Annotated in this window: 14 protein-coding genes; 4 read left to right on the top strand and 10 right to left on the bottom strand. The window is 50.8% G+C overall.

Features of this window, described 5'->3' with window-relative positions; all coding sequences use genetic code 11:
• Positions 1 to 12: 12 nt before the first annotated feature.
• Positions 13 to 1,665: a SulP family inorganic anion transporter gene (locus tag N8M53_RS02155; protein ID WP_269579312.1), complete on the bottom strand. Its 1,653-nt coding sequence runs from the start codon at positions 1,663 to 1,665 to the stop codon at positions 13 to 15.
• Positions 1,666 to 2,005: 340 nt separating this feature from the next.
• Positions 2,006 to 3,661, bottom strand: a complete 1,656-nt coding sequence (locus N8M53_RS02150; protein ID WP_269579311.1) for a SulP family inorganic anion transporter — start codon at positions 3,659 to 3,661, stop codon at positions 2,006 to 2,008.
• A gap of 208 nt (positions 3,662 to 3,869) precedes the next feature.
• Here N8M53_RS02150 and can point away from each other — a divergent pair, with 208 nt between their 5' ends.
• On the top strand, positions 3,870 to 4,529 hold the full coding sequence (gene can, locus N8M53_RS02145; RefSeq protein WP_269579310.1) for a carbonate dehydratase: 660 nt from the start codon (positions 3,870 to 3,872) through the stop codon (positions 4,527 to 4,529).
• 105 nt (positions 4,530 to 4,634) lie between these two features.
• Here the strand turns inward: can and hpt are convergent, their stop codons facing one another.
• The gene (hpt, locus tag N8M53_RS02140; protein ID WP_077771186.1) at positions 4,635 to 5,165 is read right to left on the bottom strand and encodes a hypoxanthine phosphoribosyltransferase; all 531 of its coding nucleotides are present in this window, start codon (positions 5,163 to 5,165) and stop codon (positions 4,635 to 4,637) included.
• Between the two features lie 347 nt (positions 5,166 to 5,512).
• On the opposite strand from hpt, the gene N8M53_RS02135 reads away from it, so the two are divergent.
• Positions 5,513 to 6,118, top strand: a complete 606-nt coding sequence (locus tag N8M53_RS02135) for a TetR/AcrR family transcriptional regulator (RefSeq protein WP_269579309.1) — start codon at positions 5,513 to 5,515, stop codon at positions 6,116 to 6,118.
• A gap of 56 nt (positions 6,119 to 6,174) precedes the next feature.
• On the opposite strand, the gene N8M53_RS02130 is transcribed toward N8M53_RS02135, so the two are convergent.
• The 6 genes from N8M53_RS02130 to N8M53_RS02105 form a co-directional block, all read right to left on the bottom strand.
• A complete protein-coding gene (locus tag N8M53_RS02130; protein ID WP_269579308.1) occupies positions 6,175 to 7,221 on the bottom strand; it encodes an ABC transporter ATP-binding protein in 1,047 nt (348 codons plus the stop codon).
• Positions 7,218 to 8,849 carry an ABC transporter permease gene (locus N8M53_RS02125; protein WP_269579307.1) on the bottom strand — a complete coding sequence of 544 codons (1,632 nt, stop codon included), beginning with the start codon at positions 8,847 to 8,849 and terminating at the stop codon, positions 7,218 to 7,220. Before N8M53_RS02125 ends, N8M53_RS02130 begins: the two co-directional genes overlap by 4 nt.
• Before the next feature lie 63 nt (positions 8,850 to 8,912).
• The gene (locus tag N8M53_RS02120; protein WP_269579306.1) at positions 8,913 to 9,929 is read right to left on the bottom strand and encodes a Fe(3+) ABC transporter substrate-binding protein; all 1,017 of its coding nucleotides are present in this window, start codon (positions 9,927 to 9,929) and stop codon (positions 8,913 to 8,915) included.
• Positions 9,930 to 10,093: 164 nt separating this feature from the next.
• A complete protein-coding gene (locus N8M53_RS02115; protein ID WP_269579305.1) occupies positions 10,094 to 11,323 on the bottom strand; it encodes an ammonium transporter in 1,230 nt (409 codons plus the stop codon).
• Positions 11,324 to 11,341: 18 nt separating this feature from the next.
• Positions 11,342 to 11,680, bottom strand: a complete 339-nt coding sequence (gene glnK, locus N8M53_RS02110; protein ID WP_077771180.1) for a P-II family nitrogen regulator — start codon at positions 11,678 to 11,680, stop codon at positions 11,342 to 11,344.
• A 298-nt stretch (positions 11,681 to 11,978) separates the two neighbouring features.
• On the bottom strand, positions 11,979 to 12,362 hold the full coding sequence (locus N8M53_RS02105) for a YacL family protein (RefSeq protein ID WP_269579304.1): 384 nt from the start codon (positions 12,360 to 12,362) through the stop codon (positions 11,979 to 11,981).
• A gap of 126 nt (positions 12,363 to 12,488) precedes the next feature.
• Between N8M53_RS02105 and N8M53_RS02100 the strand changes: the two genes are divergently transcribed.
• The gene (locus N8M53_RS02100) at positions 12,489 to 13,640 is read left to right on the top strand and encodes a glycerate kinase (protein ID WP_269579303.1); all 1,152 of its coding nucleotides are present in this window, start codon (positions 12,489 to 12,491) and stop codon (positions 13,638 to 13,640) included.
• A 62-nt stretch (positions 13,641 to 13,702) separates the two neighbouring features.
• Here N8M53_RS02100 and acnB read toward each other — a convergent pair whose 3' ends face one another.
• Positions 13,703 to 16,300, bottom strand: coding sequence for a bifunctional aconitate hydratase 2/2-methylisocitrate dehydratase (acnB, locus tag N8M53_RS02095; RefSeq protein ID WP_269579302.1), 2,598 nt, complete (start codon positions 16,298 to 16,300; stop codon positions 13,703 to 13,705).
• A gap of 552 nt (positions 16,301 to 16,852) precedes the next feature.
• Between acnB and N8M53_RS02090 the strand changes: the two genes are divergently transcribed.
• A complete protein-coding gene (locus tag N8M53_RS02090; protein ID WP_269579301.1) occupies positions 16,853 to 18,766 on the top strand; it encodes a methyl-accepting chemotaxis protein in 1,914 nt (637 codons plus the stop codon).
• The last annotated feature ends 13 nt before the right edge of the window (positions 18,767 to 18,779 follow it).

The raw sequence follows: 18,779 nt of genomic DNA, 5'->3' as shown, positions 1-18,779 counted from the left end.
GCTCCCGTTCTTTTAAGGCATGACCTCGGTCACTCGGTGCGCGGCACGGAGTGCATCATAACGGCTATCAAAGGTGTGATCGTCGGTGAGCCAATTTTTAACATGCAAGCGCTCAAGCTGATCCCGTGTTTTTTGGTGGGGGCAGAGCAGAAAAACTTGGCAACTGGCGTCAACCGCATCTTTGATCGCATTTTCAAGCGCGAGGCCAACGGTCATATCAATCATGGGCACGTCACTGAGGTCTAAGATCATGACATCAAATTCCTCGATTTTACTGTGCTGACGTGCAATCGCTTTAGAGACACTGAATATCATTGGGCCTGAGAGATAGAAAAACAACACTTTTCCGTTGGCGCTGTCCAATAAAGCCCTTTCCATCTCGCTCAGGGGGACGTCATCTTCATCCGCATCACTGATGGCTTTTACCTGCTTTTCTTGCTCACGGCTTAAGTGCTCAATGGCAATAATATTGGCAATGAATACACCCACGCCCACTGCCACAATTAAGTCCACCAACACCGTCAGTATCATCACTCCATACATGATCACGGTTTGATGCAAGCTGACTTTGTGGGCACGCTGGATAAAGGTGCGGTCAAGGATATTGAAGCCCACATAGATGGCGATACCTGCCAGCACTGCCATCGGGATGGGCTCGGTCAAAAAGCCTGCGACCAAGATTACCGCCGCTAGAATAAGGGCGCGCACAATGGCCGCAAACGGTGAACGTCCGCCTACTTGCACATTAACAACCGTGCCCATGGTGCCACCCGCTCCCGGCAAAGCGCCAAATAATCCCGCCACCATATTGGCCAGCCCCTGACCACGCAACTCTTTATCCGAGTCGTGCTCTTCGCGCGTCAACGAGTCAGCGATTACCGCAGAGAGCAAAGTATCAATACAGCCCAAGGTCCCCAACACTAACGCATCCACCACCATGGTGGTCAGTACCTCACTGTCGATGTGTGGCAGCATCAAGGTTGGCAAGCCAGTTGGGATCACACCAATTCGGCGAATCGCCTCGAGATCAAACCACCACATTGACAGCAAAGTCACCACCACCAAGGCAACGAGTTGTACCGGCATATAACGGCGATATTTTTGTGGGAAAGAAAAGAGGATCCCAAGCGTAAGCAGCCCCAATAAAAGCTCACTGCGCTGAGTGTGTGCAATCAGCTCAGGCAACGTCCTCAGTGTGCCCAGCACGCCTCCTTCAGGGGGCACGTGTCCCAACAAAGGCGGCAGCTGCAAAATGATCAAGATAACGCCAATACCGGACATAAACCCAGATATCACGCTATATGGCATTAAAGTAACGTACTTTCCAAGCTTCAAGGTCCCCAAGATCACTTGGAATAAGCCGGCCATCATGACCACGGTAAAGCCCATCGCCATGCCCCCTTCGGGGTAACGTGACACCATGGTGGTAAGTACCGCGGTCATGATCACTGTCATCGGACCGGTCGGCTCTGAGATAAGGGTTGAAGAGCCACCAAATAACGCGGCAAAAAGCCCCACCAAAATGGCGCCCCACATCCCGGCTTCCGCGCCTGCACCAGACGCTACCCCGAACGCCAGCGAGAGGGGCAAAGAAATAACCGCCGTGGTGACGCCCCCAAACAGGTCCCCTTTCAGGGTCCAGTTCTTGAATCGTTCGAATTTCAAAACAGCTGATCCTTTCAAGTCGTATGCAGTATCACGGCCATGACGGCTTTACTCACTGGCACGGGGGGTCCCCAGTGCGCGCGCCAGTATATAGGAATGTGCACAAGATCAAATCAGGAGAGGAAACGCATGGTTAGTTTTCAACCAAAAAGAATAAAATGATGAGAAATGTGGCAAAGATTCACTAAATATCTTGTATTTAAGTGATCGTGATGACGTGTTTTTTCTAAGCGGGTAACGCGTGGATCACCCTAAAAAGCCATGACAGCACACAAACCCGCTCATGGCGCCAGTTAGCGAGTTTGCGTGCATTGACGTGTAACATACGTTGAACAGCCCGCTATGGCATCACTTCTACCAAGCGGTTGGCCGCCTCGAGCGCCGGTTTGCGTGTGGTAAAGATATGCGCCTCTCGGACCCAATCACCGATATGAAGGCGCTGCAGCTGCTCGCGCGTTTCGTCGTGCGGACACAGTAAAAACACCGTGCACTCAGCCTCACGCGCATCTTTAATCGCGTTCTCTAATGCCAAACCAACGGTCATATCCAACATGGGCACATCGCTTAGGTCCAGAATCATCACACGGAACTCGTTGATGTGGGCATGCTGGCGTGCAATTGCTTTCGAGACACTGAAAATCATCGGTCCTGAAAGATAGAAAAACAACACTTGGCCATTGCTCGCATCAAGCAGCGCACGTTCTTCGTCATCCAGCGGCACTTCATCATCTTCGGCATCACTGATGGCCCGTACTTGCTTGGCTTGCTCTCGGCTTAGGCGCTCAATCACCAATAAGTTGGCAATGAATACCCCTAGGCCGACGGCAACAATCAAGTCAACAAACACCGTCAGCGCCATCACGCCATACATAATACCGGTTTGTTGCAAACTGATTTTATGGGCGCGGTGAAGAAAGCTCCAATCGAGGATATTAAACCCGACATATACCGCAATGCCCGCGAGTACCGCCATCGGGATCGGCGCGGTGAGCGCACCTGCCACCAATACCACCGCGGCTAACATCGCCGCCCGCAATATCCCCGACAAAGGAGAGCGCGCCCCCACTTGCACATTCACCACGGTGCCCATAGTGGCCCCCGCGCCAGGGAGCGCACCAAATAACCCGGCAATCATATTGGCAATGCCCTGCCCGCGCAGCTCGCGATCAGAGTTGTGCTCTTGCCGAGTCAGTGAGTCAGCAATTACCGCGGTTAATAAGGTATCAATACACCCTAAGGTGCCCAGCACGAGGGCATCAATCACCATCGCGGTAAAATGCTCTGTCGTGATATGCGGGATCACTAGCGAAGGTAAGCCAGTGGGGATTTCCCCAATACGACGAATGCTGTCGGTATCAAACAATAAAATTGAAACCAAAGTGATACTGACGAGCGCGACAAGCTGTGCGGGAATAAAACGGCGATATTTCGCCGGAAAATAAAACAAGATGCCAAGGGTCAGCGCCCCGAGAAATACCTCTTTAAAATCGGCATTAGCGAGTAAGTCCGGCAATGCTTTAAGTGTGCCAAGCGCCCCGCCAGAAGGTGCCGCTTGCCCCAGCAAGGGGGCAAGCTGGAGCAAAATCAAAATCACCCCAATCCCTGACATGAAGCCGGATACCACACTGTAAGGCATTAAGGTGACGTATTTCCCCAGCCTTAAGCTGCCAATCAGTACTTGGAACGCCCCCGCCATCATGACGACGGTGAATGCCATAGCTACGCCCCCTTCCGGGTAACGCGCCATCATGGCGGTTAATACCGTGGTCATGATCACTGTCATTGGGCCGGTCGGTTCAGAAATCAGCGTAGACGACCCGCCAAATAGCGAGGCAAACAACCCGACTAAAATCGCGCCCCATAGCCCCGCTTCCGCGCCAGCCCCAGAGGCGACACCAAATGCAAGTGCCAATGGTAATGAGATTATCGCGGTGGTTACCCCACCAAATAGATCCCCTTTTAATGTCAGCTGTGCAAATCGTCCTTTATCAAACACTCACTACCCTCTACTGCATTGATGATGGAAAAGACAGTATACGAGTTTTCTTGGATTAACCGATCCGAGCAGTGGCTTTGAAGGTAAACAGCGTGATCTATTGGGCGTGACAGATGTAAAAGAATGTGAATATTGATCTCAGTGTATTTCACACTCGGTCATTAAGGTATAGTGGTAAACGACTACATTACCAAAAGCTTGCGTGAATATGGCCCAAATCAAAGCGTTGTTCGCCAATAATAAAGCCTGGTCAAAAGACATTCGTGATACTAACCCACAGTTTTTTGCCGACCTTGCCAAAGAGCAACACCCTGAATACTTATGGATTGGTTGCGCCGATAGTCGTGTGCCCGCAGAGCGCTTGACTGGTCTCGACTCTGGCGAGCTTTTTGTCCACCGTAATGTCGCCAATCAAGTTATTCATACCGATTTAAATTGCCTATCCGTCGTGCAGTACGCCGTCGACGTGCTGCAAATCAAGCACATTATTGTTTGTGGGCATTACGGCTGCGGCGGGGTACATGCGGCTATAGAAAACCCTGAGCTGGGTTTAATTAACAATTGGTTGCTACATATTCGCGACCTCTACCTCAAACACAAAAGCTACCTGAGCCAATTGCCTGCGCAAGCACGCGGTAATCGACTGTGTGAGATCAATGTCGCAGAGCAGGTTTATCATCTGGGCAATTCAACGATTTTGCGAGCCGCCTGGGAACGCGGCCAAGATGTAAAGGTTCATGGCTGGTTTTACGACACCACCGATGGGATCTTGCGGGATCTGGGGATGACCGCCAATAGTCGGGAATCGCTAGAAATAAACTACCAAGCGGCAATGTGTGAACTTGTGCCTGACCAAGTCGAGTATTAATCCTTCCCTACGTCTCTAACAAGGAAGGTTGGCACTCGCCTGTATCATGGGGTCAAAAAAACCGAGCATAGGCTCGGCTTTCTCCTTTCGCATTCCTTGAACCCTTTAGTCCAACGGAATCACTTTACCAACGTACGGCAGATGGCGGTACTTTTGCGCATAATCGATGCCCACACCGACCACAAATTCATCTGGAATCGTAAAGCCCAGCCAATCAACCTTGACGTCGACTTCTCGGCGCTCAGGCTTATCTAATAAGGTACAAATACGTACTGAATTTGGCTCGCGCAAAGACAGGATTTCACACACCTTACTCAGCGTATTGCCGGTATCGATGATATCTTCGACTAAGAGTATGTCTTTGCCTTTAATATCATCATCCAAATCTTTCAAAATACGCACATCACGCGTACTTTCCATGCTGTTGCCGTAGCTTGATGCAGTCATAAAGTCGACCGCATGCGGCATGTCAATCGCACGGCATAAATCCGCCATGAAAACGAACGAGCCACGCAGCAGCCCCACTAATACCAACTCCGGTGAGTCTTTATAGTGCTCGCTGATCTCGGCGCCCAAGGCTTTCACTCGCGCCTGAACGTCCTGCTCTGAAATCATCACTTCAACGGTGTGTTTCATATCTGCCCCGATGGTTGTCTCTCCACAAAAGGGAGGTCACTAACAAAGGTGGCATAGTCTAGCACTAAATCGATTGCGGATCCCAGCGAGCGCGTTTTCATCGCTTATGCACCCGCACACTAGTTGGGTATCACACTGATTGATAAGAAAAAATAATCCATGCCTTTGTTTTTTGTAATGAATGACTTTTTTTGCAGACAAAATTACGTTTTTACGGCCTAGATCAGGCTTCTAGCCGTTGTCAGGCCATAAATGGCTGGTATAAACTCAACCCCGCTAATAATAAAGTCATTAGCACAAACAATAATTAATTTGTACAAACCAAAAATAAGTTGGCAGGTTTTAGGATGGCTCAATCAAATGAGAGAACAAGGACGCGGCTATCGCCCGAGCGCCGCAAAGAGCAGTTATTAGGGTGTGGCTTAGATGTGTTTGCCAAACGCGGGATTGGTCGTGCGGGGCACGCCGATATTGCCGAAATGGCAGATGTCTCCGTCGCAACAGTATTTAACTACTTCCCAACCCGTGAAGACTTGGTGGAAGAGATCTTGGCCCAGACCGAGAAACACTTCATTAAACTCATTAATGAGTGCACCGAGCAAGATCAATCGATGCGAGCATCGCTAAACTGCATTACCTCGCAAATTATCGACACGGCACTGGCAGACAAAGCTTGGATGAAAGTCTGGTTTGAGTGGAGTACCTCTATTCGCGAGGATATTTGGCCACGCTTTGTCAAAGGCAGTCGAGACGCGATGGATCAGTTCGAACAAGTGTTCCAGCATGGGATGGCAAAAGGTGAGATGGTCGACCGTCACCAACCGCGTGAGCTTGCCAGTATGTTGGCTGGGGTGTGCTATGTGCTATTTTTACAGGCGCACCAGCAACCAGACAAAACGGCTTTAAACGCCATGGCTCAACACTATATTGATGTACTTTGCCAGCAAAGCTAATCGTAGTCGCGCCGTAAAAAGCCAACCCTTCGGTTGGCTTTTTTGGTTCTGGTGTCTTAATCGTCAATAAAACTCGGCCCATCATTGAAAAGGACTGGTTCGTGAGGGCGAATATGTAAACTGACTTTATCTCCCACCAATAGCGGCTCACGCGCGTGTACCGACAGTTTTTGACCATGGATATCGATGGTATAACGGCTGCTGTCACCCATAAACTGTTGGGATAACACCTGTCCTTCCCCCTTCTCATCAGCACGGATACTGAGAAACTGCGGTCTCAGTAGCCACCAATGCGCGCCTGGATGACAATGCACCGGACGAGGCCAAGGGCCGAGCGGTGTCTGCATTTGTTCTTGCGACGAGACCGTTACGGGCACATAAGAGCCCTGGCCAAGAAAATCAGCGACGAAACGGCTCGCAGGTTGGTAATACACCTCTGTGGTATCGCCATACTGTTCAATGAGCCCCTGATTCATTACCGCCAGCTTATCGGCAAACGCGAATGCTTCCTCTCGGCTATGCGTCACAAGGATCGCCGTGACGCCTTGGGATTTAAAAATGCGTCGGATTTCTTCAATTAAATCATGACGAACCTGGGTATCAATATTTGAAAAGGGCTCATCAAGCAATAACAGATCGGGTTCATAAGCCAGCGCTCTCGCAATCGCCACGCGCTGTTGTTGGCCGCCCGAGAGCTGGTGAGGATAGCGGTCACCCAGCTCCGCCAGACGCACCAGCTTGAGCATCTCAGTCACTTTTTCACTTCGTGCTGCCGTGCTGAATCCAGACAGACCAAACCCCACATTGTCTGCCACCGTAAGGTGTGGGAACAGCGCATAGTCTTGGAAAATCATCCCAATATTGCGTTGCTCTGGCGGGATTGAATGCTGATTATCGTCCATGAGTTTGCACCCAATCGATAGCTTTCCTGAGGATAATGGCATTAATCCTGCCATTGCTTTTAGCAACGTCGTCTTCCCGCAGCCACTGGCGCCGAGCAAGCACACAATTTCTCCCGGCGCGACTTGCAGCGACAAATCCTTTAAAACAGGAGTGCCGTTATAACTGCAGGTCAAATTCTCTATCGCGAGCGCACACTTCATTGATATTTTTGCTCCAATGACCGGTTAATCAGGATAAGGGGGACCAAACCAACCACGACCAACAAAATCGCAGGCAAGGCGGCATACTCTAGGTGCTCATCCGAGGTAAAGTTGTACACATAGGTGGCCAGTGTTTCAAAGTTAAAAGGGCGCAATAAAATGGCCGCATTGAGCTCTTTCATCGACTCAATAAACACCAACAGCATCGCAATGAGCGTGCCGCGCCGAATTAGGGGTAAATGCACACGGCGAATCACCCCTGTGGTGGTGCACCCCATGGTTCGCGCCGCCATATCCAATGAAGGAGGAATTTTGGCCATGCTTGATTCAATGCTGCCAATGGCGACGGCACTGAACCGCACAACAAAGGCCACCAATAAGGCCACCATGGTGCCAGATAATAGGAGGCCAGGCCGTCCCCAGCCGTAATGGGTGGCGATATCGTTAATGAAGTGATCGCCGCGCGTCAGCACTAACATCACGCCAATCGCGAGCACCGTCCCCGGCACCGCATACCCCATAGACGCCAATCGCATGGGCGCCACACTGACCCCATGCCCACGCAGGCGGCGATACACATTGACTGTCCACGCAATGCCAACGGCAATGAGCGCCGCTAAACTTGAGGTATAAAAGCTGTTATAGCTAAAGGTGGCAAATTCGCTGACCGCATTTTTTTCGTAGTAGTGCCATGCATACACCAAAAGCTGTAACAGGGGTAAAATAAACGCCAGTGACAGCAGACTCCAGCACCACGCTAACACACCGACTTTGCGCCAGCCTGTTAAGGGCATTTTCTCAATCGCATCACTGCTCGAGCTTGGACTAAATTGTGCTTGTTTACGTCGCCCATAACGTTCAGCACTGATCAAAAGGAAGATAGCAACCAGCATGATCGCAGAGATTTTGGCGGCAGCGGTTAAGCTCGAGTAGCTCAACCAAGTATCATAGACTGCGGTTGTAAGGGTGCTGACCGCAAAGTAATTGACCGTACCAAAATCGCCCAGCGCCTCCATCGCCACCAAAGAGGCCCCCACCGCAATCGCCGGCCGTGCCAACGGTAAAGAAATGCGACGAAAGCTTTGCATCGGCGAGCAACCGAGCAAACGCGCTGAGTGGGTCAAGGTGACACTTTGCTCCATAAACGCGGCACGGGTGAGCAAGTAGATATAAGGGTATAAGACTAACGCCAGCACAAAACACGCACCCGGCAAGGTACGCATATCGGGAAACCAGTAATCATTGACCGTTTGCCATTCAAACAGTGCCCGCAAGCCACGTTGCAATGGGCCTGCGTAGTCAAACCAGTCAGTGTAGATATAGCCAATAATATAGCCCGGCATCGCAAGCGGAAGCACCATCGCCCACTGCAGTTGTCGGCTGCCCGGTACCTGATACATGGCCAGCATCCACGCGGTGGGCACCCCGAGGATAATCGCAATCGCCACCACGCCAGCCACTAACAAGCTGGTGTTCAAGGTATAAGTCGGTAGTACGGTATCAAACAGATGAGGGAAAATATCCCCGGTGTCGCCTACCGCGGTATAAAAGATCGCTAAGATCGGCAAAACCAGCAACAGAGCTAAGCTCCAACTGCTGGTTTTTATAATGGGTAATCTATCTCGCATGGCCTACTACATTAAGGCGTCAGAGAAAGACAACAGGGGCGGCATCCGCCCCTATGCAATGGCTTACAGGTCGAACTGCACTTCATCCAGCAGTTTCACTGACTGGCTGTAGTTATCCGCAATCGCCTCAAGCGGCATTGGGTCATGCTTGTAGTCGCCCCAAGACGCCACCAGCTCAGACTGCTCAACACCCGGCTTCACAGGCTCTTCGAAGTTCACCTCAGCATACATATGCTGTGCTTTGTCTGACGTTAAAAATTCCATTAGTTTTAGCGCGTTTTCTTCGTTCGGCGCGTACTTCGCCATCGCCATGCCACTCACGTTCACGTGCGTACCGTGCGCGTTTTGGCCAGGATAGTTCAAGTAAACCGCTTCCGCCCACGCTGTTTGTTCTTCGTCATTCAGCATTTTACCTAGGTAATAGCTGTTGCCTAGCGATACATCACACAGGCCTTCTTTAATCGCTTTCACTTGTGCACGATCATTGCCTTGTGGTTTACGCGCGAGGTTGTCTTTTACGCCCTCTAACCACTCTTTGGCTTTCGCTTCACCGTGGTTTTCAATGATGGCTGATACCAAAGAAACGTTGTATGGGTGTTTGCCTGAACGGGTGCAAATCTTGCCTTTCCATTCTGGTTTTGCCAAGTCAAGGTAGTCAAAATCATCACCTAGTTTACCCACACGCTCACGTGATGAGTATACCGCACGGGCACGTGTTGTCAGCGCAACCCACTTGTCTTCACTATCACGGAACTGCTCAGGCACGTTTTGGTCGATCACCGCGCTCTGTACAGGCTGAACCACGTCTTGATTAACCAGCTCTTGAAGGCGTGAAATATCAACGGTTAGCAAAACGTCAGCCGGGCTGTACTCACCTTCTTGCTTAACCTTTTCCGCCATGCCTTTTTTGGCGAATTTAACATTCACCTCAATGCCGGTCTCTTCGGTAAACGCATCGAACATGGGTTCAATCAAGAAAGGTTGGCGATACGAGTAAACATTGACTTCTTCGGACGCAACCGCGGCGCTGGTTCCTAATAGGCTTGCGGTGATAGCCGAGGCAATCAGTAGTTTTTTCATCGTGGCAGTCCTTAAATATGATGATAAATGATAACGAATCTCAGTTTCGTTAGTATACAACTAATGACTCAGGGCTCAATATGATCAGACGCAAAAACAAAGAAACCTTACATCCAAAAATGTAAGGTTTCGTTTCAGAGTTTAATCGAGTTAAGTGTAACTGACTATTTTACGCTAACAAATTCGGGATATGCATCAATGCCACAGTCATGTAAATCCATCCCTGACATTTCTTCTTCTTCGGTAACACGGATACCCATGGTGTTTTTCAGCACTAGCCACACGAGGAAACTTGCCGCAAATACCCAAGCAAAAATCACTGCCGCACCCAAAAGCTGCGCACCAAAGGTTGCCCCTGTGTTACTTAAAGGCACAACCATCAAGCCGAAGAAGCCACACACACCGTGCACAGAGATAGCACCAACAGGGTCATCAATTTTAATCTTATCAAGACCAACGATACTGAAGACCACAACCACACCTGATACCGCACCAATGATCAGCGCTGCCACAGGTGAAGGTGATAGCGGATCCGCGGTGATGGCCACTAAGCCGGCTAACGCACCGTTGAGTACCATGGTCAAATCCGCTTTCCCCCACATGGTTTTACACACCAGCAAAGCAGCAATCGCACCCGCAGCCGCAGCCGCATTGGTGTTCAAGAAGATTTGCCCGACCGCGGTCGCGTTTTCAAAATCCGACACCATCAACTGTGAACCACCGTTAAAGCCAAACCAGCCGAACCACAAGATAAAAGTACCTAGGGTAGCGAGGGGCAGGTTTGAACCAGGGATGGGATTGATTTTGCCATTTTTGCTGTATTTCCCTTTACGCGCCCCCAAGAGCAGAACACCTGCGAGTGCCGCAGCGGCACCGGCCATGTGAACAATCCCAGAGCCAGCGAAGTCGCTAAAGCCTGCTTCTGAGAGAAAGCCACCGCCCCAGGTCCAATAACCTTCAACCGGATAAATCACCGCAGTTAAGATGACAGAGAACACCAGGAACGCCCACAGCTTCATACGCTCAGCCACCGCGCCTGACACCACAGACATCGCTGTCGCCACAAACACCACTTGGAAGAAGAAGTCTGATTCAAGCGAGTGATCCGCGTCCGCCCCTTGCGTGCCAATCAAGGTACCGAAAGACGGTATAAAGCCACCACCGCTGTTATCCACGTACATGATGTTGTAGCCCACTAACAGGTACATGGTACATGCGATGGCATAGAGGCAGATATTTTTGGTCAGTATTTCAGTGGTGTTTTTTGAGCGTACTAGCCCTGCCTCTAACATGGCAAAGCCTGCTGCCATCCACATCACTAGCGCACCGGATAAAAGAAAGAAAAAGGTGTCGAGCGCGTAGCGCAATTCAGTCACCGTGTTTACCAGTTCCATTGTCTTTACTCCCTGTTTTTAAATTGCTTCCAGATCCATCTCACCAGTACGGATACGCACCGCCTGCTGAAGATCAAAGACGAAGATTTTGCCATCGCCGATCTTGCCGGTTTGTGCAGCCTTAGAGATCGCGTCCACGACACTGTCGACATGCTCGCTCTGCACCGCGATTTCTAATTTTACTTTGGGTAAAAAGTCGACCTGATACTCAGCACCGCGGTATAACTCTGTGTGCCCTTTTTGACGGCCGAAGCCTTTCACCTCTGAGACAGTCATGCCGTCAATGCCAGCATCCGCCAACGCTTCACGTACGTCATCAAGCTTGAATGGCTTGATAATGGCGCTAATCAGTTTCATATCCTTCTCCTGAGTCCTTGTGTTTGCATCATCGTCTAACTATCAAGAGCCGTGCCAATAATTAATTAGTTAATATTCAATAACTTAAAAAACAAATAGAAATAAAGGCGGTGATTTGCACCATATAAGTGCGAATTATTCACCAACACAGCGCATACCCGCGGGAGCGGTACACGATTGCACCAATGGGGAACATAGAAGCGAGAATAAGGATAAAAAACGGGGAAAGATTCATCGATTCAAAGCACGCACACGGTAATACGTGCTCATCGATGACTAGCTAACTCAGTGAGCCCGCTTAACGTCGACCGTAACGGGCAATAAAGTCTTGGTAGGCGTCTAGCATTTCCAAAAAGTCTTGGTAACCACACGCGGCGTAGCTTTCTTCATCATAAAAGGTCAGCGCTTGCTCATTGAGCATGATTTGCGCGTCATCCGAGGCAGGTTGCAGCATCGCATTCGCCACCACCACGACCTCATCATGATTGGCGGTAAGCGTGAACGTATGCCCGCGCCACTGCTGCTCTGACTCAAGTTGCTGCAGAGTATGTAGACAGGCTGTCACTTGCGTCAGCTCCGTGCCGAGTTCATCCAATAGCCAACGTCCTATGGCTTCATGTCCCATAGAAAAAACAATCCGGTAGCTGTCATCAAAACTGTTGCGAGAAAATTCGTAATCCACACTGACCTCCAAATTTGGCACGCTATTGTCCGGCTTTTTCCTATAATTGCCAAGCCGAGGCTGTCATCAAGCTGTCACTTCAACCATACTTAAATGGAATAACAGTAAGCAGTAAAGGATAGGCTAATGCATATCGTGATCGCACCTGATTCATTTAAAGAAGGCCTCAGTGCTCGCCACGTTGCTCAGGCGATCGAGGCTGGCATCGCGCCTATTTTGCCTAACGCCCGTTTCTCTCAACTGCCAATGGCTGACGGGGGTGAAGGCTTTGCACAAAGCTTTCTCGACCAACTTGGTGGCGAGCGTTATCACTGCGAGGTTACTGGACCCGATTTTCGCTCGGTGACCGCCGATTTTATTATCAACCGCGAGCATCGGCTTGCGGTTATTGATGTTGCCAGTGCATCTGGGCTGCCTTTGGTGCCTATTCACGCACGCAATCCACGTCATACCACCAGCTTAGGCACCGGTGAGCTCATTCGTGCCGCGCTTGACCATGACATTGATGAGATCATTATCGGCTTGGGGGGCAGTGCCACCAATGACGCTGGTGCAGGGATTCTGACCGCCCTGGGCGCCAAGCTCCTTGATGGCGCGGGCAAACCAATACCGCCTACAGGAGAGGGCCTGGGTGCACTGATGACGCTGGATCTTGACGGACTGGATGCTCGCCTTAACACGGTCAAACTCACTGCCGCCTGCGATGTAGACAATCCATTATGTGGACCGCATGGCGCTACCACCGTCTTTGGGCCACAAAAAGGCGCCCAGGAAGAAGACATTCGAGAATTGGAGCAATACCTGCACCGCTTTGCCAGTATTTGCCACCTACAATTGGGACAGTCCATTTGCCACTTTTCAGGCGCTGGCGCGGCTGGCGGGATCGGCGCGACACTCGGCGGGTTACTCGGCGCGCAGCTTGAGCCAGGGGTGGAATTGTTACTCTCACGCACCCATGCCCACCACGTATTGATACAAGCCGATTGGGTGATCACAGGCGAAGGCCGTGTCGATGGACAAACCCAGCACGGCAAAGTACCTGCCGCTGTTGCTAGAATCGCACATGCCCATCGTATTCCCGTCATCGTGCTCGCAGGCAGCGTGGGTGACGATTGCGAGGCGCTTTACCAGCAAGGCGTCACGGCGATATTTCCCATTCAAGCCGGCCCCTGTGAATTGAGCGACGCGCTAATGAACAGTAAAAAAAACCTCATTCGTACCAGTGAAAACATCGCACGCATGATCCGACTCTCCTCCCATCGACCCACAACCGCTTAACACGCATAAAAAAAGCGCCCCTGTAGTGGGGCGCTTTGAATGATCCTGTGAGTAAAAGGCGGTTATACCGCGGCTTTAATAATCACATCATCCGCTTTTTTGGTGTAGGCATCCATCTGATGGAAGTTGAGGTAGCGATAGGTATCGCTGGCGGTCGCGTTAATTTGCTCCGCGTACTCAAGGTACTCCTCTTTGGTCGGAATACGACCAAGGATCGCGCCGACAGCAGACAACTCTGCTGACGCAAGATAGACATTCGCGCCCGTGCCAAGTCGGTTCGGGAAGTTACGCGTCGACGTTGAAAGCACGGTAGATTTTTCTGCCACTCGCGCTTGGTTACCCATACACAATGAGCACCCTGGCGTTTCGATACGCACCCCTGCCCGACCATAAATGCCGTAATAACCTTCCGCCGTCAGCTGATCTCTATCCATCTTCGTTGGTGGTGCTACCCACATACGGGTCGATAAACTCCCTCCGAACTTGTCCAGCAGTTTACCCGCCGCGCGGAAGTGGCCAATGTTGGTCATACAGCTGCCGATAAAGACTTCATCAACACTGTCACCTGCCACATCTGACAAGCTACGTGCATCATCTGGGTCATTCGGCGCGCACAGAATTGGCTCTTTGATATCAGCCAAGTCGATCTCGAGCACATGTGCATACTCGGCATCTTTATCTGCTTCCATCAAACTTGGGTTTTCCAACCATTGCTGCATAGCTTGAATGCGGCGCTCGATGGTACGGCGATCGCCATAGCCCTCAGAGATCATCCACTTAAGCATCACAATGTTCGACTCAAGGTATTCAGCCACAGAGTCTTGCGATAACTTGACGGTACAGCCAGCCGCTGAACGCTCCGCGGATGCATCTGAAAGCTCAAACGCCTGCTCAACCGTCAGGTGCTCAACCCCTTCGATCTCCAAAATACGGCCAGAGAATTCGTTAATCTTGCCCGATTTCTCCACCGTCAGCAGCCCTTTTTGAATGCCAAAATAAGGGATAGCATGAACCAGGTCGCGTAGCGTCACCCCGGGTTGCATTTCACCTTTAAAGCGCACTAAGACCGATTCTGGCATATCCAGTGGCATCACGCCGGTCGCGGCCGCAAAGGCCACGAGACCTGAGCCTGCCGGGAAAGAAATCCCCAGCGGGAAGCGGGTATGTGAATCCCCCCCCGTTCCCACGGTATCAGGCAGCAGCATGCGGTTGAGCCATGAGTGGATCACACCGTCACCGGGGCGCAGCGCCACGCCACCACGGTTCATAATAAAGTCTGGCAGCGTGTGGTGGGTTTCCACATCTACCGGCTTTGGATAAGCAGAGGTATGGCAGAACGACTGCATGGTCAAATCAGCGGTAAAGCCAAGGCAGGCCAAATCTTTCAGCTCGTCGCGAGTCATGGGCCCGGTAGTGTCTTGCGAACCGACAGTCGTCATTTTTGGCTCACAATAGGTATTCGGGCGCACGCCCTCAACACCACAGGCTTTACCTACCATTTTTTGTGCCAAGGTAAAGCCTTTGGTGGAATCAGCCACCGGACGTGGGCGACGGAACACCTCAGACGGCTCAAGCCCTAAGCATTCGCGGGCTTTGTCAGTCAGGCCTCGGCCAATGATCAATGGAATACGTCCGCCAGCACGCACTTCATCGTACAAGATGTCTGTTTTTAGTTGGAAGGTAGATAGGACATCATCGGTGCCGTGCTTGCACACTTTGCCGTCGGCCGGATACAGGTCAATCACATCGCCCATGTTGAGCTTGCTGACATCAAGTTCAATCGGCAGAGCGCCCGCATCTTCCATAGTATTAAAGAAAATAGGCGCGATTTTGCCACCTAAACAAAAACCACCTGAGCGCTTGTTAGGGACGTTAGGAATGTCGTGCCCCATAAACCACAACACTGAGTTAGTTGCCGACTTACGAGACGAGCCAGTACCGACCACATCACCGACATAAACCAGTGGATGACCTTTTTCTTCCAGCTTTTTCATTTGCTCGATCGGGCCAATCTCTCCCGGTTTGTCCGGGTGAATACCTTCACGCTCGTTTTTCAGCATCGCCAGCGCGTGCAGGGGAATATCAGGACGTGACCATGCATCTGGCGCGGGTGACAAGTCATCGGTGTTGGTTTCACCCGAGACTTTGAACACCGTCAGTGTCACTTTTTCAGGAATTTGTGGTTTTTCCAGGTACCACTCAGCGTTCGCCCACGACTCCATCACTTGCTTGGCGTAGGCGTTGCCTGCTTTCATTTTGTCTTCAACGTCGTAAAACGCATCGAACATCAATAAGGTATGAGACAACACTTTCGCCGCAATCGGCGCAAGCTTGTCATCATCAAGTAAGGTGATCAGCGGCTCGATGTTGTAGCCACCTTGCATGGTGCCAAGTAATTCAGTGGCACGCTCGGGGCTAATCAACGGAGACTGCGCTTCACCTTTTGCCAGTGCGGCCAGAAAGCCTGCTTTCACATAAGCGGCTTCATCCACACCGGGTGGGATTCGGTTTTCCAGTAAATAAATGAGGGTTTCTTCTTCGCCAGCGGGCGGGTTTTTCAGCAGTTCTATCAAACTGGCGGTTTGCTCAGCGTTCAGCGGTTTAGGCACAATACCCTGAGCGGCACGTTCTTCGACGTGTTTACGGTAGGCTTCAAGCACGACTATTTCCTCTTTTCTCGGTCAGATCGTGTGATCCAACATCCTTGGAAAGTGTTAGTACTCGTATCACGCTTATCCGGCGAAGTTTATTAAAATTTCCAGCAAGACGAGGGTTCGAGCACGTAACCGCTGCGTGAGGATAGCATTTTTAACCTAAAATTAAAATCTACTCGTTTTGTGAAACATAATACTTAGGTCTAAGTGACGCTGTACGCTATTCCCCACCTCTGAGTTTTCTTTACCCAGAGCAGGTCGCAGTTGTCGCTGATTCTACACCGCTTTTCGCCATAGCGCAGTGATCCGGCTACCATTGCTTTCTCATCTATCACCCGCAAACGACAGCGCACTTTTACCGCTTTATGTTGAAATCGCGAGGAGAGTGTCATTTTTATCAATAACTCTAAGCAACGGCTTCAATTTTATTGTTTCATGGTCGATACATAACCAATCATTCACCCATAACTGCTAACTTAGATGTTAGTGCCATAAACATCATCACATTTTTGTCACGCTAACCTATCGTCTGTTAATAGACCAAATAGAGAGAAGGGCATGAAGCTAAAGCAACTCACGATTAAACAAAAACTCGTGCTGGCATTTGTCTCAGCGGTGATCGCCTCCACCGCCATCATCAGTTACATGAGCTTGAGCCAAGCACGCGACATCATGGAAAAGCGCCTGTTAGAAAATGAGCTTCCCACCACCCTCACCCAGTTTAGAGATACCATTGATAGTGAGGTCAACCAACTACAATCCGCTGCACGTCAGCTGGCTTCTAACCCTGTGATGCTAGATATCATCAACCAAGATATTACGCCCGCAGAAGAAAACCGCGTGATCAAACAGCTCAACGTATTACGTGAGCAATACGGTTTGAATGATGCCTCCATTGCCAACCGCAATACTGGGCAATATTGGAACCAAAACGGTTTTTTGCGAGTGTTAACGCGTGAAAAGGATAGTTGGTTTTACAACTTCCTCGATAGCGGCAATGCCACCATGGCCCAAGTTTTCCAAGAAGAAAATGGCGAACTCAAGCTCTTTGTCAACTTCCAACAGCTGAATGGTAAAGGATTGGCCGGTTTCTCACGCTCGCTGGAGGACATGACCCGCTTTTTGAATCAGTTTAAAATTGAACAGTCTGGTTTTGTCTTCTTGGTCAACGCTGACGGTCTCGTGCAACTGCACCGCGACACCAATCTGATGGGCGAGCAAACCTTAAGCGATATTTATGGTGGTCAAGCCCGCAGCTTGCTGCAAAAAGGTGACTTTAACCTGCTCGACACCAGCATTAATGGTGAAGAAGTGCTGCTCGCATCCAGTTATGTGCCCTCCATGGATTGGTTTGTTATTGCAGATGTCCCTGCCGAAGAGGTTTACGCACCTCTCAATGAAACGCGTAATCAAATCCTGATGGTATCGGTCGTCGTCGGTCTCATTTTTATCGTCGTTGCCGTATGGCTCGCTGCGACCATTACCAAACCGATCCAATACGTGGCCAATGTGTTCCGTGAGATTGGTGAAGGTGAAGGGGACTTGCGCCAACGTGTAGATATCAACAGCCAAGATGAGATTGGTCAACTGGCCTCTGGTTTTAATAGCTTTGTCGAGAAAATCCATCGTTTGGTCTCAGACGTTGCCCGTACCGGTGGCGAGTTACGCAGTGCGGCCGAGCAAGTGTCATCACAAGCCGGCGCCACCCAATCACAAAGCGAGTATCAGCGGGATCGTACGGTGCAAGTGGTCACCGCCATCAATGAAATGGGGGCCACCGTCAATGAGATTGCAGGCAATGCGGCCAGCGCTGCCAGTGCCGCCAACCAAGCCTCTGATGATGCGGCAAGTGGCCAAGGCGTGGTGACCCAGGCACGGGATACCATTGCTCGACTGGCTGATGACATGGAAAATATGTCGAAAGTGATCAGTGCTTTGGCTGAAAACACCGATTCGATCGGCGGCATTTTGGATGTGATTCGCGGGATCTCCGAGCAAACCAACTTACTGGCGCTGAATGCGGCGATTGAAGCGGCGCGAGCCGGCGAACAAGGACGCGGCTTTGCGGTTGTTGCCGATGAGGTACGCAGTTTGGCCAGCCGTACCTCTGATTCCACCGACGAAATCCAGACCATGATTGACCGTCTTCAGCAAGAAGCGCGCAACGCGGTGGATGCCATGGAGCAAAGCCGCACCATGACCGCTGAAGGGGTGAATGCTTCCGATGAGGCCTCACAATCGCTCAATGCAATCAACGAGCAAATTGTGCAAATCTCGGACATGAACACCCAAGTGGCTACCGCGACTGAAGAGCAGTCAACCGTGGTCAACGACATTAACCAAAATATCGAAGAGATTAACCACAGCTCGCAGCAAACCGCTGATACTGCCAATACCATGGCAGAAGCCAGTGAGTCACTGCGCGATCTTTCCAAACGTCTTGATACTTTGGTAGGGAGCTTTAAGCTCTAAACCATTGCGATGC

The sequence above is a fragment of the Salinivibrio kushneri genome (genome assembly GCF_027286325.1).
Lineage (GTDB): Bacteria > Pseudomonadota > Gammaproteobacteria > Enterobacterales > Vibrionaceae > Salinivibrio > Salinivibrio kushneri_A.
Note: the sequence above shows the minus strand (reverse complement) of the source record. Positions and strands in the feature narration are given on the sequence as shown.

Excerpts from the sequence above, each read along its gene's own strand:
- can (WP_269579310.1), top strand. The coding sequence starts at position 3,870 with ATGGCCCAAATCAAAGCGTTGTTCGCCAATAATAAAGCCTGGTCAAAA.
- hpt (WP_077771186.1), bottom strand. The coding sequence starts at position 5,165 with ATGAAACACACCGTTGAAGTGATGATTTCAGAGCAGGACGTTCAGGCG.
- N8M53_RS02135 (WP_269579309.1), top strand. The coding sequence starts at position 5,513 with ATGGCTCAATCAAATGAGAGAACAAGGACGCGGCTATCGCCCGAGCGC.
- N8M53_RS02130 (WP_269579308.1), bottom strand. The coding sequence starts at position 7,221 with ATGAAGTGTGCGCTCGCGATAGAGAATTTGACCTGCAGTTATAACGGC.
- N8M53_RS02125 (WP_269579307.1), bottom strand. The coding sequence starts at position 8,849 with ATGCGAGATAGATTACCCATTATAAAAACCAGCAGTTGGAGCTTAGCT.
- N8M53_RS02120 (WP_269579306.1), bottom strand. The coding sequence starts at position 9,929 with ATGAAAAAACTACTGATTGCCTCGGCTATCACCGCAAGCCTATTAGGA.
- N8M53_RS02115 (WP_269579305.1), bottom strand. The coding sequence starts at position 11,323 with ATGGAACTGGTAAACACGGTGACTGAATTGCGCTACGCGCTCGACACC.
- glnK (WP_077771180.1), bottom strand. The coding sequence starts at position 11,680 with ATGAAACTGATTAGCGCCATTATCAAGCCATTCAAGCTTGATGACGTA.
- N8M53_RS02100 (WP_269579303.1), top strand. The coding sequence starts at position 12,489 with ATGCATATCGTGATCGCACCTGATTCATTTAAAGAAGGCCTCAGTGCT.
- N8M53_RS02090 (WP_269579301.1), top strand. The coding sequence starts at position 16,853 with ATGAAGCTAAAGCAACTCACGATTAAACAAAAACTCGTGCTGGCATTT.